Here is a 14,766-nt window from a genome sequence, read left to right as displayed (position 1 = left end):
CTTTTCTAAGAGCTTAAAAATACTATTAAATTTATAATAGAAAAAGCCTAAGCAGATATTGCTTAGGCTTTTTATTATATTAAAAGCTTCTTATTTTATGTTGAAGATTTGTTCTAGAATTTTAATGGTAATTAAATAAGTTGGTTTTACTCCTGTAGTTCCCAATCCTCCAGAGGCTAGTGTACTCCCTGTTTCTAATGGGTTATCAGAGGCGTAGTAAGCATATCTAACTTTTACGTCTGGATTAATACTCTTTCTAATTTTAGAAGCAGATTGAATAGCTTTTTGGTAGTGTGCACCTTCCATTTCAAGCCCAATTACTCCCCAGGTTGAATCGTGGAAGAATTTCAACAAATCTTTATTTTGTAATGATGTCCCCAACACAGTTACCATTGTTCCTCCAAAGACAGGGATATCATTTTCTTTAAACATATCTACAGTCAATTCGTTGTCAAAAGGATAGTTGTCACCCGTTCCTTCATTGATATGTGCAAACGGAATCATAATATCTCCTTTACCTCCTACTAAAATACCAGCTTTCCCCATGATAGAGACAGACTGTACATTTATCTTAGTGGACTTAAGGTAAGGTTTTAACAATTCATCAATTGTTTCATAAGCTTGTTCTCCAAAGGCATAGTCCATAACGATTAACACAGGAAATTCACCTTCAATATTGGCTTTGTTGAAGCTTGTCTTTTTGAAGTCTATTTTTGCTGTATCGAATATTTGTATATCAATATTAGTACCCGATTCATCTAATAGAAAGGTCATGCCTTCGCGTTCAGCTTTTTCTTTAACTTGTTGACGTAAATCGCTGTTTTCGGGCTTACTCAATTCTTCATAGATAGCCAATTCATTCTTGCTGTCAATTTGTCCTTTCATTACAGCAGAAGCAAATATTGAATTCATCACACTGTGCATATTTGCACTTATTATGTGAATTGGTCGATCTAATAAACCTTTAGATTCTAAAACTCTTTTAATTCTATCAGACCAGATTTCACCATAGATATGATGTCCTAAGCGTTCTCTTAGTAATGGGCTGAAAGTAATCGTGCGTTTTTCATTGCTAATTTCCTCTTCGATAGCTAGTTTTCCTAACCAATAAATGACGTCAAGGAAGCGATCAGCGTTTTCTGGTACGGCAAATTTATTGTAGATATCTAGTACTTCAACAAAAGAACGACCAAGTACATTAGACATATGAGAAATCACTATTTCTTTTTCTTCTAGCTCTAATGGTTCTCTTTTCTTAGCTGCTGCTTCTATTTTCCTCCAATCTCTTGTTACTTTACCATTTTCATCGATCAATACTTTGTCTTTTATTTTATGTGATTCAACAAAGATGAATGTTAAGTGAGTTAGAACATCATAAATATCAGATCTACCTCTGGTAATTTCAATATTCATTTGCTCATCGTCTATGCGGTAGCAATTCCTTCTCCTTTTAGGAGGAACGATCGCTTTAAAATGAGAGAATGAATAACCCTCATCAGACGTTAAGTTAATGTATCTGCATTCTTCTATACCTACTGGTAAGCGCTCTATTACATAAAGAAGTCCATTAAGTTCTACTTTTTCTTCTGCAATAGATCCGTAAATTTCTGGACGTAACTCTAATAGGGCTTCTCTCAAGGTATCTCCTGAAACGCCCATCGGTTTATAAAACCCTCTATTGAACAAATGGCGCATAGTAATATACATGCGTTCCACTGCTGCTGACGATACCTGTGCTCTCGTTCTCGTAGTATTCTTTATCTCTTTCATAATTACGTCAATAATTTAATTAATAATCTCTAGTTTATCTGCAATATTTCGGTCATTACTCAATCTAGGTAATTTGTTTTGTCCGCCTAGTTTTCCAATACTTTTCATATATTGCTGAAAGCCTCCTTTTGGGATCTTTCTTATAACAATTGTTCGCAATACTTTTCCCGCGATCAAATCGTCATAGTAAACATTCTGCTTGCGCATAGCTTCATCTAATTGCATAGCAAAATTATTTAGGTCATCGGGTTCGTTACCAAATTCTATAAACCATTCGTGATAAGGTAAACCGCCTTCATTTGGTGATATCTGTGGTGCAACTGTAAATTCATTGACTTGTACGTTACTTCCTTGCATGACTTCTTCGATTGCAGTCTCGACCTCTTTGCCAATTACATGTTCTCCAAAGGCAGAGATATAGTGCTTAACACGACCAGAAACGACTATGCGGTAAGGATTAAGATTGACAAACTGAACTGTATCTCCTATGTTATATCCCCATAGTCCTGCGTTTGTGGAAATGATTAACACATAGTTGACGCCTAGTTCTACTTCACCTATTGTGTGTCTTGTTGGGTTTTCTTGAAAGAAATCATCAACTTTTATAAACTCATAGTATATTCCTGCATTAAGCAATAGCAATAACCCTTTTTCGGTTTGTGAATCTTGGTAAGCAAAAAAGCCTTCAGATGCTGGAAATAATTCAATAGAAGGAACTCTTCTACCTATCAACTGTTCAAATTTAGCACGGTAAGGTTCATAATTTACTCCTCCATAAATGAACAAGTTGAAGTTTTTGAAGATTTCTCCTACAGGCTTATTCTTTTTAGCTTCCAATCGTTCAAAGTACATTTGCACCCAGCTTGGAATACCTGAGATGACGCTCATGTCTTGATCAACAGTTTCCTCTACAATAGCATCAACTTTTGTTTCCCAATCTTCAATACAGTTAGTTTCCCAACTAGGTAATCTGTTTTTCTGTAAATATGCTGGAACATAATGGGCAACGATACCAGACAGTCTACCTAACTTTAGGCCGTTTTTCTCTTCAAGGATAGGACTTCCTTGAAGGAATATCATTTTACCATCAACGAAATCTGCTTTACCTGTTTCGTGAATATAGGCTAAAATAGCATTACGGGCAGCTTCAATATGGTAAGGCATCGATTCCTTTGTCAAAGGAATATATTTCGCACCTGAAGTTGTACCTGAGGTTTTAGCAAAGTAAATAGGCTTACCTTTCCACAAAACATCTGCTTCCCCCTCTACTACGCGATCTACATAGGGACGTAATCCTTCATAGTCTCTGATTGGTACACGTTGAACAAAATCATGGTGACTTTTGATTTCGTCAAAGTTATGATCTTGACCGAAGCTAGTGTGCTTAGCCTCTTCTATTAGCGATGTCAAGACTTTGGCTTGTGTCTCTATAGGGTTATTAACCCATCGCTGTGTCTTTTTATTAATAATTGATGCAAATATTTTTGCTCCAAATGATTTTAATGACATATATTTTTATTCTAAATCTATAAATATGGAAGCATCTAGCGGATAAGTATCTTTCCATAATTCAAAGTGAAAATATTCTGTATTATTCGGCTGTATACTCTCTTTATTTACTCCTTCGAATATTCCTAACACTTCTCCTGAGCTTACACTATCATATTCTTCTTTAACGATTGTACCTATATGTTTGTAAACAGATATAATACCTTCCTCGTGTAGCACAATCATGGTATAACCTTCTCTTAATGTCCAGCCCACAAAGAGTACAATACCTTTTGAAATAGCTTTAACTGGAGTTCCTTTCGCAGCGACAAAGTCTAAACCAAAATGTTCTGTAGCTGGGTCAAACCTCTTTATAACTTCACCGTCAATTGGGGAGAAGAGAATTTGATTTACCTTAGCTGTGGTTTCAGGAAACAAGTTGTATTTATCCTCAAGACGAACCATTTCACGTAGTTTTAAATCATTTTCTCCTGGTTCTTTATGAACAATTTGATCAACGGGAACCTCTGCTTTTTTAAGGGAATCTAAATTGCCATGCGTTGATTCAACTTCGCCTAGTAAAATCTTTCTTACAGCTAATAAATAGGCTTTATTCTTCGCTGATTCAGCTTCTAATGAATCAACTTTTAAAGTTAACTCAATAGCATTTTTCTTTAATTGAGCAGAAGAATATCCAGGTATATACTCCTTTATAGGTGTTAGAACTACCAGGATTACGGTTGATAGTATTAGTAAGAATATCCAAGCGGTAGTAGCACTCACGACATTGAGTAGATTTAATTTGAAAGACCTAACATCCTCAAAAGTCTTATCATTAACAATGACAATACGATACTTATTTAAAAGTTTACTTTTCCATCTAGTTGATTTCTTGTCTTTTGTTGACATAAGTGGCCGCTTTTTATAAACAAATATAGTAATTATACTACTTACCCTTTTAACTTCCTTTGTTTTAATTCACTCTAAAAGTAATTTATAATATCGGAAACACTCTTAAATATATAATAAATTTATTCGTATTTCACCATTTTACATTTTTCTTCCTATATTTGCGGGACTTAATGTTTCAAACAAATTATTATGAACGCATTACACTTTTTTTTAGGTATGGTAGGTACTTGGCAAATTATTTTGATTGTTGCTATCATTTTATTGTTATTCGGAGGAAAGAAAATACCTGAGTTGATGAAAGGTCTTGGAAGTGGTATCAAAGAATTTAAAGATGCTACTAAAGAGGAAAATGCTCAACAAGTAACGAAAAAGGAGACAAAAGAAGACAGTAAAACAGAATAAACTTATTCCGTTTTGAAGATATTACGCACTAGTGCCTTTAGGTATTAGTGCTTTTTTTGTTTGTATAATGTTGTATTTCACGCAAATAGTTATAAATGAAAAAATGCCCCTCTTAATTAAATTAAAAAAGGCATTTCACTTATAAAACATAATAAAAACACTACTTAACCAATATCTAATTAACGCTACTCTTTTGTAGCATCTGGTGCAAATTAGATACTCAGAATAATACAAGTATCGTGCCAAGATAGGTGTTTGTTGTGTTTTTTTATAAAATCATGCTTAATTGTATTCTTTTCTTTCCTAAATCTACATCTGTTACCTTAACTTGAACGTGTTGATGCAGTTTAACAACTTCATTTACATCAGAGACAAAACCTTCTTTGAGCTGAGATATATGAACCAATCCACTTTCTTTAATTCCTACATCTACGAAGCACCCAAAGTTGGTTATATTATTTACAATCCCAGGTAAAACCATACCAATATTAAGGTCTGTAATCTGCTTTACATTAGGGTCAAATTCAAAAACTTTAGCACTGCGTCTAGGGTCTAGCCCTGGTTTCTCTAACTCTTTTAGAATATCTTGTAAAGCAAGTATCCCAACCTCACCAGTAATATATTGTTTTGTATCTATTCTGGCAATTAGCTCCTTATTTGAAATCATATCTCCTATAGAAACCTTCATATCTTTGGCTATTTTTTCTACTACACCATAAGCTTCAGGGTGTACAGCAGAGTCATCTAGAGGGTTAGTACTATTTTTAACTCTAACGAAGGCTGCTGCTTGTTGAAAAGCCTTCTCTCCTAGTCTAGGAACTCTTTTTAGTGCTGTTCTGCTTTCAAATGGCCCATTTTCTGAACGATATTGAACGATATTGTCAGCCATTTTTTCTCCAATTCCTGAAACATAACTTAGTAGTGATTTACTTGCGGTATTCAGATTTACACCTACTGAGTTAACACATTTCATCACAACACTATCTAATTCCTTTTTCAATAAGGTTTGATCGACATCGTGTTGATATTGTCCGACACCAATTGATTTAGCATCTATTTTCACTAGTTCTGCTAGTGGATCGGCTAATCTGCGACCGATAGACACCGCTCCCCTTACAGTAACGTCATAAGAAGGAAATTCTTCTCTTGCAATTTTAGAGGCAGAATATATAGAAGCACCTGCTTCATTGACTACAAATACTTGTACAGGTTTGTCAAAGGCAATCTTCTTGATGAAGAATTCTGTTTCTCTAGAGGCTGTTCCATTGCCAATAGCAATCGCTTCTATATTATAAGCATTGACCATTGAACGTATTTTTTTCATGGCCATTGTTGTTTCCTTCTGAGGCGCATGAGGATATATAGTTTCGTTGTAGAGTAAGTCGCCTTGCTCGTCTAAACAGACTACTTTACAACCTGTCTTATATCCTGGGTCTATTGCGAGTATGCGTTTTTCGCCTAAAGGAGAGCCTAATAGTAACTGGGTTAAGTTATCTGCAAACACTCCAATCGAATTCAAATCTGCTTTTTCCTTTGCCTCAGCTAGTGCTTCGTTTGCTAAAGCGGGTTCTAATAGGCGTTTGTAACTATCAGCTGCTGCTTTTTCTACAATTTGACTACATTGGTTTGCTCCTTTCACCACATTGTCTGTGATAAAACTAATTGCCTCTTCTCGCTCTATACCTACACCAAATTTGATATATCCTTCTTTCTCTGCTCTTAGGATTGCCAATAGTCGGTGTGCGGGAATTTTATACGTTGGTTCGGACCAATCAAAGTATTGTTCAAATTTTTGTGCCCCTTCTTCTTCTTTTTTTGTTTTAACTACTTTTGTGCTAATGATACTATTGCGTTGAAACTTCCTTCTTAGTGACTTGCGCAGATACATATTCTCATTAATCCACTCTGCAATAATATCAGATGCACCTTGGATAGCGTCTTCTTCACTCCCTACTTTGTCATTTATATACTTTTCAGCAATAGAGGTGATATCATTAGCGTTTTGAGACATAATTACTTTAGCTAATGGTTCTAGACCATTTTCCCTAGCTGTATCAGCTTTTGTTTTTCTCGTTTTTTTATAAGGTAGGTATAAATCTTCTATTTCTGTCAAATCATAACTGTTAGAAATCTTAGTCTTTAATTCATCGGTCAATTTACCCTGTTCTTCAATTGCGTTAAGTATAGATTCTTTTCTTTTGACTATCCCTTCATATAATTCACTGTATTTAGCTATTTTTTCGATAACCACTTCATCTAAGTTACCAGTTCTGTCTTTTCTATAGCGAGCAATAAAAGGAATTGTACAGCCCTCTCCTAACAAGAATATGGTACTCTCAATACTTTTTGCACTTGCCTTCACAGCTTGTTGAATAAACTCTATCAACGTCATAATTTATTATTTTAAGAATAGCTAAAATACTACCTTTGTTTCAATAATTAAATCTTATGAAATTTTTAATAGCCTACTTAATCATTATAAACTATCTCGCATTTTCAATGTTTGCATACGACAAGGAGAAAGCTATAAAAAATGGTAGACGTGTAGCGGAAAAAAATTTACTTACTCTCTGCTTCTTTGGTGGTAGTCTTGGCGGTTGGATAGCGATGAAAAAGCTAAGGCATAAGATTTCTAAAGACTCCTTTAAAGTCAAGTTTTTTGCTATTGTGGCCATACAAATAGCAGTTTTTTTTATTTTGTTTAAGAGGTAATAGGCTACTTTACAATACTACAAATATTCCTATCTGTATCAATAGTGGTATTCTCTCTGATTAGATGCTATATCTAAATCACATTTACTCTTGTATATTTAATTCAGCAATATAATTAGTACTTTACTCTTTTCTAATTTTATTTTTATCGTTTATAAAATCATCTAATCCACCAAGAATATCTATACTAAGTTCACCATCTTCACCACCACACTTTTCCCCACATCTTGAGGACCTATCAATATATTGATTAGCTTAATATCCATTTCTAATTCCTCAACACCTGCGAAATTATTGATTGATATTTTCTCTTGACTTTCCATTGAATTATTATTTTTATAATGCAGTTGAAAAACACAACTATTTAATTGAGCAACAAATAGCCACTATGCTGATCGAACATACTAAAAACTGTTCAGTTCTACCATTCTTACAGCAGATTTACGTCTTTTTTTTCTCAGATTCGATTTACAGTCAATTATATTCTTTTTTGTTCATTAGTATATTACTCTTGTTGTATGCCTACGTGTAAAGAGAGTGATCAACTTGGAATTAGCGTTTTTGTAAACGAATAAATCTCTCTTCGCTACCGCTATGATACTATTTAGGTCAAGTGATGATTGGGATATGGTCGGGACTTTTTAATACAAAATATCTCGATCATGTCCTGACCACATCCCGATCATTACAAATCAATAGCTAAAAAAATAAGGAGCTGTTAATAAAAACAGCTCCTTATTTTGGATTATTATCGTTTTGATTACTTGTTATGAGCAAGAAATTTTACTAACTCTGTTTTGGTGTCTACCACCTTCAAATTCAGTGTTTAAGAAGGTTTCAACCATTGCAATTGCTTGTTCAATTGACGTATAACGTGCAGGGATACTAATTACATTAGCATCATTGTGTAATCTTGCTAATTCAGCAATTTCTTTCGTCCAGCACAACGCACAACGCACGCCTTGGTGTTTGTTTGCTGTCATAGCAATACCGTTTCCACTTCCGCAAATAACGATACCAAAGTCAGCTTTTCCTTCTTCTACATCACTTGCTACTTTGTGTCCAAAATCTGGATAGTCAACGGAGTCAAAAGAATCTGTACCATAGTTAGTTACTTCAATTCCTTTTGATTCTAAGTATTTGACAATTGCTTTTTTGTATTCTGGACCTGCGTGGTCATTTCCGATTGAAATTTTCATTTTACGTTGTGTTCTGTTATACGTGACAAAGTTAAAACTTTTTCCTTTTTATAACCCTAATTCTTCTACAGCTATTTGTCTCATTTCTACTTTTCTAACTTTTCCGGAGATAGTCATCGGAAATTCAGTTACAAATTTCCAATATTTAGGGATTCTAAAGTGAGCAATTTTCTGATCACAGTAAGCTTTTAGTTCTTCTGGTGTTACAGTATGATCTTTTTTCAGTATGATCCACGCCATGATTTCTTCTCCGTATTTTTCGCTAGGTACGCCGATGACTTGTACATCTGCTACTGCAGGGTGAGTGTAAAGGAAATCTTCAATCCACTTAGGAGAAATATTTTCTCCTCCCCGAATAATGAGGTCTTTAATGCGACCAGTGATAGAGATATAACCTTCTTCATCCATAGTAGCTAAATCACCAGAGTGCATCCATCTGTTTTCGTCTAGCACTTCAGCAGTCATTGTACGGTTATTCCAGTACTTTAGCATGACAGAGTATCCGCGTGTACACAGTTCTCCAGCTTCTCCTCGGGGCAGTATATTACCAGTCTCTGGATCGATAATTTTAATTTCAATGTGGTCTTGTACAGTACCTACAGTTGTTGTTTGTTTGCGAATATCAATTCCGATATGTGTTTGTGTGGATACAGGAGAAGTTTCAGTCATACCATAACATATACTTACTTCTTCCATGTGCATTTCTTCTTTTACGCGTTTCATTACACTTTCTGGACAAAGTGAACCTGCCATTACTCCTGTTCGCAGAGAAGTCAGGTTGTAATCTTTGAAATTGGGTAACTGTAATTCGGCAATGAACATAGTAGGTACACCATAGAGGGAAGTACATTTTTCGTCTTGAACAGTTTGTAGTGTTTTTTCAGGGTCAAATCCATCACTAGGAATAACAATAGTAGCAGCATGAGCAGTACAACACAAATTGCCGATAACCATACCAAAGCAATGGTAAAAAGGTACGGGAATACACACTCTGTCTTTTACGGAATATTTTAGTCGTACACCAATGAAATATCCATTGTTAAGTATGTTGTGATGTGTAAGTGTCACACCTTTTGGGAATCCTGTAGTTCCAGAGGTATATTGTATATTTACGGGTTCGCTAAACTGAACAGAGTCTTCGATGAAACGAAGATCGTCATCTAAAACATGGGTAGCTTCTACTAAGAAAGCATTCCACTCTTCTCCCAAGAAGACAACTTCTCTTAGACTAGGGCAGTCCTCGAAAACTAGTGAAATCATACGACGATAATCGCTAGTCTTAAAGTTTTCTGCGGAAACAATAAGCGAGATTTCGGACTGATTAATTGCAAATTCTAATTCGTGGGCACGATATGCGGGGTTTATATTGACTAGAATAACTCCAATTCGAGCAGTAGCATACTGCATCAATACCCATTCGTAGCAGTTGGGAGCCCATATACCGACGCGGTCACCTTTGACAACTCCCTTTGCAAGTAGGCTTTTTGCTACTGTAGTCGTCTGTTCGTAAAATTCTTTATAGCTTGCTCTATATTGCTGACCGACACTGACGATGGCTTCTTTGTCAGGGTATTTATCTACAGTCCTCTTTAAGTTTTGACCAATAGTTTCGCCTAGCAGTGGAACTAAAGAAGCTCCATGCACATAAGAGATCATTTTCATAAAATTAGTTTTTTGTTGGTTTTTCTAAAGTACAAAAAATATTAAGAGAAAACTTTTACGGATTAAATATTATCTTTAGAAGATGTGTTTTCGTATATAAACGAGGATATTTTGATTAAAGAATTGTTGAATTATTAGAAAATATTAGCAAATACACGAGAATGTATTTACTTTTGTATTACTCTCCGTTGGATCTAGATAGAATTTACTCCTCGTATTCTATTCCTTAGGTCAAGTAATCATTAAATAGGACTTAAAAAATTGATAAAATACAAGTAAACCAGTTTGTATTTTGTACATTTAAGCATAAATATTGGGTTTCATTACTCGATAAAAATAAAAAAAGAAAATGACTAAAAAATTTAAAAATAAGAAAAAGAAAGAGTTTGACTTTGTTAGAAAGATACTTCAAACATTGTCAATGAGTGGGAATAAAGCCTTGAACTATAAGCAGGTATCTGCAGTATTAGAAATTAATGATACTCAAGGTAGAAATGAAATTATAAAAGAACTAAAGCACTTGGCATCGAAAGGGAAGATAGAAGAGATAGAGCCAGGGAAGTATCAGTTTGTAGCAGAGGCAAATTACATTGAAGGAATCATTGATATGACTACGCGTAAGACGGCTTATTTGGTCAGTGAAGAATTAGAAGAAGATGTTTTTATTCCGACGAATAACTTGCGCAAAGCCCTTGATGGAGATTTAGTAAAAGCATATATATACAATAGACGAAAAGGTAAAAAAGTAGAAGCAGAAGTTGTAGAAATTATTGAGCGTCATAAAACACACTTTGTAGGAACGATTGAAATACACAAGAACTTTGCTTTTGTGTCAACAGCAGATCCAAAGATGTACACTGATATTTTTATACCGAAGGAAAAAGTTGGCGAAGCAAAGAGTGGAGATGTAGTAATTGCAGAAATAGAAGATTGGCCGAAAAAAGCGGATAGTCCATTTGGTCGAGTAACTCAAGTGTTAGGAAAGCAAGGAGAGCACAATACGGAAATACACGCTATCTTGGCAGAGTATGGTCTTCCAGCAGAATTTCCAAAGGAGATAGAGGATTTTGCCAATAATCTAGATACATCAATCAATGAAGAAGAAGTTGCTAAGCGTAGAGATATGCGCGAAGTATTGACCTTTACGATAGATCCAAAAGACGCAAAGGACTTTGACGATGCTTTATCATTTCAAGTATTAGAGAATGGGAACTACGAGATAGGTATTCATATTGCTGATGTATCTCATTATGTGCAGGAAGGTACAATTCTAGATGAAGAGGCTTATAATCGAGCTACATCAATCTATTTGGTAGATAGAACAATACCTATGTTGCCAGAGGTATTGTCTAATTTTGCTTGTTCGCTACGACCAAACGAAGATAAGTTTACATTCTCTGCAGTGTTTCAATTAAATAAAAAAGCAGAGATAGTAGATCAGTGGTTTGGACGTACTGTAACTCATTCTGATCAACGAATGGCTTATGAAGAAGCACAATATATCATTGAGACGAAGGATCGCGTAGTGCCAGCTGAAATATCAATAACAGGAGAAAAACAAGAGATCAGTGAAGAGGTAGCGCAAGCTGTATTGACCCTTAATGATTTGGCAAATATCTTACGAGCAAAACGCATGAGTTATGGAGCTATTTCGTTTGATAAGATTGAAGTGAAGTTCAAGTTAGATGAAAACAACAATCCTGTTGGCGTTTACTTTAAAGAAGGAAAAGAAGCGAATCACTTGATAGAAGAATTCATGTTATTGGCGAATAGAAAGGTTTCAGAGTATATAGGGAAACAGAAAAAGACGTTTATTTATCGAATTCACGACGAACCAGATCAAGATAAGTTATTTGCGTTGCAAAATGTCATATCGAGATTTGGACACAAACTAAATTTAAGAGATAAGGCTGGTATATCACAGTCTTTAAATCAATTGTTGAAAGATGTAAACGGGAAAAAGGAGCAAAACTTAGTAGATACCTTAGCAATTCGTACGATGAGCAAGGCTAGTTATTCGACAAACAATATCGGACATTACGGTTTGGCTTTTGATTATTATTCACACTTTACATCTCCAATTCGTCGATATCCAGATGTAATGGCTCATCGATTATTACAACATTACTTAGACCACGGAGCATCAGTAAAAGTAGAGGACTACGAGAAAAAGTGTGGGCACTGTTCATCTATGGAGAACTTAGCCTCTAATGCAGAAAGAGATAGTATCAAATATATGCAGGTCAAATATATGCAAAAGCATCAAGATCAAGAGTTTTTGGGTGTTATCTCTGGTGTGACAGAGTGGGGAATTTATGTAGAGATTGTCGATAATAAATGTGAAGGAATGGTAAGGGTACGAGAGATCAGAGATGACTATTATGTATTCGATGAAAAGCAATATGCTATGGTTGGTCAGGCAACTAAGAATGTACTACAATTAGGAGATGAGGTAATTGTAACTGTTAAGAATGCAGATTTAGTAAAGAAACAACTAGATTATAACTACATAAAAAAAGTAAATTAAGTATGAAAAAATTAGTATTATTATTTCTAATGCTTTGTGCAAATATAACGTTTGCTCAGCAAGTAGAGATGGAAGTGGGGACATTTGATAAACTTAGTGTTTACGATCAAATTCGGGTGACTTTGGTACCTACTAATGGGCAAGCCAAAATAGAAGTAGAAGGGAAGAAACAAAAAGAGGTGAATGTGATTAATAAGAACAAGCACTTAAAAATCAAGATGAACTTTACAAATAGCTTCCAAGGAGATGATATTCAAGTAACGCTATACTATAATAATTTGAAAGAAATTAATGCGGGGGAAGGATCAATGATTGAAGGAGATAAGCAGGTTAAAGCAAACACACTTGAAGTACAAGGAAAAACAGGATCTGCCATAAAGTTGGACATCGATGTAGAGAAAGTAATAGTAAAAGCGGGAGCAGGGTCGTTAATTCGCTTGACAGGTAAAGCAGATGTACAAGATGCGTTATCAAATTCAGGAGCTGATATTCGCAATGAAGAATTAATGACAAAGCAGACGACTATAACCGTAAACGCAGGAGGAAGAGCGAGTGTACATGTAAAAGATGTAGTAGATGCAAAAGTAAGAGCAGGAGGAAGTATTTCAGTATATGGAAACCCGAAAACATTAAACGAAAAGACAATAGCAGGAGGGACAATTAAAAAAGTTGAATAAGCTTTTTCAATATTGTTACAAAAAGCTGTAACTTGCAAAAATCAAATAAATGCCAATTGTTATAATTGGCATTTTTTAACAATTGAAAATGCTAGACGATTTTATTACAGGGATTTCTTTAGGTTTTTTCCTAAGTTTTATGATTGGTCCTGTTTTTTTTATTCTTATTGAAACAAGTATCACAAAAGGGTTCAAAGCTGCAGTAGCTTTTGATTTAGGAGTGATTGTGGCAGACGCATTGTTTTTTGCGATAGCCTTTTTCAGTAGTTTCAGATTAATTAATGCAATCAAAGATGATCCAGCCTTATTTTTATTTGGCGGTATTATTATGCTAACGTATGGTATAATATCTTTTGTGCGGTTAAAGAAGGTACAAGTTGATACTTTACAGTTATCACCTCCTAATTTACACAGAGATTATTTAAACCTCTTTGCTAAGGGGTTTTTGTTGAATTTCATTAACGTTGGAGTATTAGGTTTTTGGTTAGCTATAATTATTACGTTAGGACCGAAGATGGACATGAACACTGAGCGTATGTTTACGTTTTTTGGATTTGCTATCACGGCATATTTTGTTACAGATTTGATTAAAATCATCTTAGCAAAACAATTGAGAAGGAAGTTGACAGCAGAGAACATATTAAAGGTTAAAAAGGTAAGCAGTATAATTTTGATTGTCTTTGGACTTTTTATAATGGTAAAAGGTGTCTTACCAAAGAATGAAAACGAAACGATTAAATTGCCTTTTTCAAATTTAGAGCAAGAGAAATAAATTAGAAAACCTGAGTATTACACTCAGGTTTTTTTATGGTTTTTTTAGAATAAGCGCTTAAGATAATCTATATAAAATAAAAAACGCCTTAGTTACACTAAGGCGTTTTGTTTGAGGCTTCGAGCGGATTCGAACCGCTGTAGACGGTTTTGCAGACCGCTTCCTAGCCACTCGGACACGAAGCCATTGTTCCGAATTGGACTGCAAACTTAGCAAATAATTTTCAAGTTCAAAACACTTTTGAACTAAAAAAACAATTATTTTTTCAAGAGTTATCTAACTTCTTGCATTTCAACAGTTACGGATTCAACATCACCACCGATAGGAGGGTTAATTTTAGAAACAGCAACATTGATCTCTTTAACCATTTCGATTTCGCGCAATACTCTTTTGATGATTCGTTCACAAACGTGTTCTAATAAGTTAGAACGAATGGCCATTTCTTCTTTTACAATTTGGTTTAAGTGTACGTAATCGATAGCATCAATTAAGTTGTCTGAAGTTGCAGCATCTCGAAATGTTCCTTTAGCCATTACATCAACTCTATAATCCGAACCAATTTTTGCTTCTTCTTCCATACATCCATGAAAAGCAAAAACGCGAATATTATTTAAACGTATAATTCCCATTAGTCTCAAAAAAATT

The 14,766-nt window shown here is 34.8% G+C and carries 13 protein-coding genes and 1 tRNA gene; 5 read left to right on the top strand and 9 right to left on the bottom strand.

Annotation, left to right across the window (positions count from 1 at the left end; translation table 11 throughout):
* Positions 1-90 precede the first annotated feature (90 nt).
* From GJV77_RS05690 to GJV77_RS05680, 3 genes are read right to left on the bottom strand one after another with little or no spacing between them, the layout of a single operon-like run.
* Positions 91-1,770 (bottom strand): DUF6909 family protein, encoded by a 1,680-nt coding sequence (locus tag GJV77_RS05690; protein WP_155035413.1) that lies wholly within the window; start codon positions 1,768-1,770, stop codon positions 91-93.
* A 15-nt stretch (positions 1,771-1,785) separates the two neighbouring features.
* A complete protein-coding gene (locus GJV77_RS05685; RefSeq protein WP_155035412.1) occupies positions 1,786-3,279 on the bottom strand; it encodes a GH3 auxin-responsive promoter family protein in 1,494 nt (497 codons plus the stop codon).
* Between the two features lie 6 nt (positions 3,280-3,285).
* A complete protein-coding gene (locus tag GJV77_RS05680; protein WP_155035411.1) occupies positions 3,286-4,167 on the bottom strand; it encodes a murein hydrolase activator EnvC family protein in 882 nt (293 codons plus the stop codon).
* A 192-nt stretch (positions 4,168-4,359) separates the two neighbouring features.
* On the opposite strand from GJV77_RS05680, the gene GJV77_RS05675 reads away from it, so the two are divergent.
* Positions 4,360-4,572, top strand: coding sequence for a twin-arginine translocase TatA/TatE family subunit (locus tag GJV77_RS05675; RefSeq protein WP_155035410.1), 213 nt, complete (start codon positions 4,360-4,362; stop codon positions 4,570-4,572).
* A 268-nt stretch (positions 4,573-4,840) separates the two neighbouring features.
* On the opposite strand, the gene GJV77_RS05670 is transcribed toward GJV77_RS05675, so the two are convergent.
* Positions 4,841-6,964 (bottom strand): Tex family protein, encoded by a 2,124-nt coding sequence (locus tag GJV77_RS05670; protein WP_155035409.1) that lies wholly within the window; start codon positions 6,962-6,964, stop codon positions 4,841-4,843.
* Positions 6,965-7,020: 56 nt separating this feature from the next.
* On the opposite strand from GJV77_RS05670, the gene GJV77_RS05665 reads away from it, so the two are divergent.
* Positions 7,021-7,284, top strand: a complete 264-nt coding sequence (locus GJV77_RS05665) for a DUF1294 domain-containing protein (protein ID WP_155035408.1) — start codon at positions 7,021-7,023, stop codon at positions 7,282-7,284.
* 182 nt (positions 7,285-7,466) lie between these two features.
* Here the strand turns inward: GJV77_RS05665 and GJV77_RS05660 are convergent, their stop codons facing one another.
* The 3 genes from GJV77_RS05660 to GJV77_RS05650 all read right to left on the bottom strand — a co-directional run bounded on the left by GJV77_RS05660 (position 7,467) and on the right by GJV77_RS05650 (position 10,145).
* The gene (locus tag GJV77_RS05660) at positions 7,467-7,607 is read right to left on the bottom strand and encodes a hypothetical protein (protein WP_155035407.1); all 141 of its coding nucleotides are present in this window, start codon (positions 7,605-7,607) and stop codon (positions 7,467-7,469) included.
* A 444-nt stretch (positions 7,608-8,051) separates the two neighbouring features.
* Positions 8,052-8,483, bottom strand: a complete 432-nt coding sequence (gene rpiB / locus GJV77_RS05655) for a ribose 5-phosphate isomerase B (RefSeq protein WP_155035406.1) — start codon at positions 8,481-8,483, stop codon at positions 8,052-8,054.
* Between the two features lie 48 nt (positions 8,484-8,531).
* A complete protein-coding gene (locus tag GJV77_RS05650; RefSeq protein WP_155035405.1) occupies positions 8,532-10,145 on the bottom strand; it encodes an AMP-binding protein in 1,614 nt (537 codons plus the stop codon).
* A 349-nt stretch (positions 10,146-10,494) separates the two neighbouring features.
* Here GJV77_RS05650 and rnr point away from each other — a divergent pair, with 349 nt between their 5' ends.
* The 3 genes from rnr to GJV77_RS05635 all read left to right on the top strand — a co-directional run bounded on the left by rnr (position 10,495) and on the right by GJV77_RS05635 (position 14,121).
* Entirely contained in the window at positions 10,495-12,672 is a 2,178-nt protein-coding gene (gene rnr / locus GJV77_RS05645; protein WP_155035404.1) for a ribonuclease R, read from the top strand.
* A 2-nt stretch (positions 12,673-12,674) separates the two neighbouring features.
* The gene (locus GJV77_RS05640) at positions 12,675-13,349 is read left to right on the top strand and encodes a head GIN domain-containing protein (RefSeq protein ID WP_155035403.1); all 675 of its coding nucleotides are present in this window, start codon (positions 12,675-12,677) and stop codon (positions 13,347-13,349) included.
* Between the two features lie 88 nt (positions 13,350-13,437).
* Positions 13,438-14,121, top strand: a complete 684-nt coding sequence (locus tag GJV77_RS05635) for a LysE family translocator (protein WP_155035402.1) — start codon at positions 13,438-13,440, stop codon at positions 14,119-14,121.
* A gap of 114 nt (positions 14,122-14,235) precedes the next feature.
* Here GJV77_RS05635 and GJV77_RS05630 read toward each other — a convergent pair.
* Together GJV77_RS05630 and folB are read right to left on the bottom strand one after the other, a co-directional pair.
* Positions 14,236-14,306, bottom strand: a tRNA-Cys gene (locus GJV77_RS05630).
* Positions 14,307-14,393: 87 nt separating this feature from the next.
* Positions 14,394-14,750 carry a dihydroneopterin aldolase gene (gene folB / locus GJV77_RS05625; protein WP_155035401.1) on the bottom strand — a complete coding sequence of 119 codons (357 nt, stop codon included), beginning with the start codon at positions 14,748-14,750 and terminating at the stop codon, positions 14,394-14,396.
* Positions 14,751-14,766 lie beyond the last annotated feature (16 nt).

This window comes from Myroides pelagicus (genome assembly GCF_009711055.1).
Classification (GTDB): Bacteria; Bacteroidota; Bacteroidia; order Flavobacteriales; family Flavobacteriaceae; genus Flavobacterium; species Flavobacterium pelagicum.
Note: the sequence above shows the minus strand (reverse complement) of the source record. Positions and strands in the feature narration are given on the sequence as shown.

Excerpts from the sequence above, each read along its gene's own strand:
- GJV77_RS05690 (WP_155035413.1), bottom strand. The coding sequence starts at position 1,770 with ATGAAAGAGATAAAGAATACTACGAGAACGAGAGCACAGGTATCGTCA.
- GJV77_RS05685 (WP_155035412.1), bottom strand. The coding sequence starts at position 3,279 with ATGTCATTAAAATCATTTGGAGCAAAAATATTTGCATCAATTATTAAT.
- GJV77_RS05680 (WP_155035411.1), bottom strand. The coding sequence starts at position 4,167 with ATGTCAACAAAAGACAAGAAATCAACTAGATGGAAAAGTAAACTTTTA.
- GJV77_RS05675 (WP_155035410.1), top strand. The coding sequence starts at position 4,360 with ATGAACGCATTACACTTTTTTTTAGGTATGGTAGGTACTTGGCAAATT.
- GJV77_RS05670 (WP_155035409.1), bottom strand. The coding sequence starts at position 6,964 with ATGACGTTGATAGAGTTTATTCAACAAGCTGTGAAGGCAAGTGCAAAA.
- GJV77_RS05665 (WP_155035408.1), top strand. The coding sequence starts at position 7,021 with ATGAAATTTTTAATAGCCTACTTAATCATTATAAACTATCTCGCATTT.
- GJV77_RS05660 (WP_155035407.1), bottom strand. The coding sequence starts at position 7,607 with ATGGAAAGTCAAGAGAAAATATCAATCAATAATTTCGCAGGTGTTGAG.
- rpiB (WP_155035406.1), bottom strand. The coding sequence starts at position 8,483 with ATGAAAATTTCAATCGGAAATGACCACGCAGGTCCAGAATACAAAAAA.
- GJV77_RS05650 (WP_155035405.1), bottom strand. The coding sequence starts at position 10,145 with ATGAAAATGATCTCTTATGTGCATGGAGCTTCTTTAGTTCCACTGCTA.
- rnr (WP_155035404.1), top strand. The coding sequence starts at position 10,495 with ATGACTAAAAAATTTAAAAATAAGAAAAAGAAAGAGTTTGACTTTGTT.
- GJV77_RS05640 (WP_155035403.1), top strand. The coding sequence starts at position 12,675 with ATGAAAAAATTAGTATTATTATTTCTAATGCTTTGTGCAAATATAACG.
- GJV77_RS05635 (WP_155035402.1), top strand. The coding sequence starts at position 13,438 with ATGCTAGACGATTTTATTACAGGGATTTCTTTAGGTTTTTTCCTAAGT.
- folB (WP_155035401.1), bottom strand. The coding sequence starts at position 14,750 with ATGGGAATTATACGTTTAAATAATATTCGCGTTTTTGCTTTTCATGGA.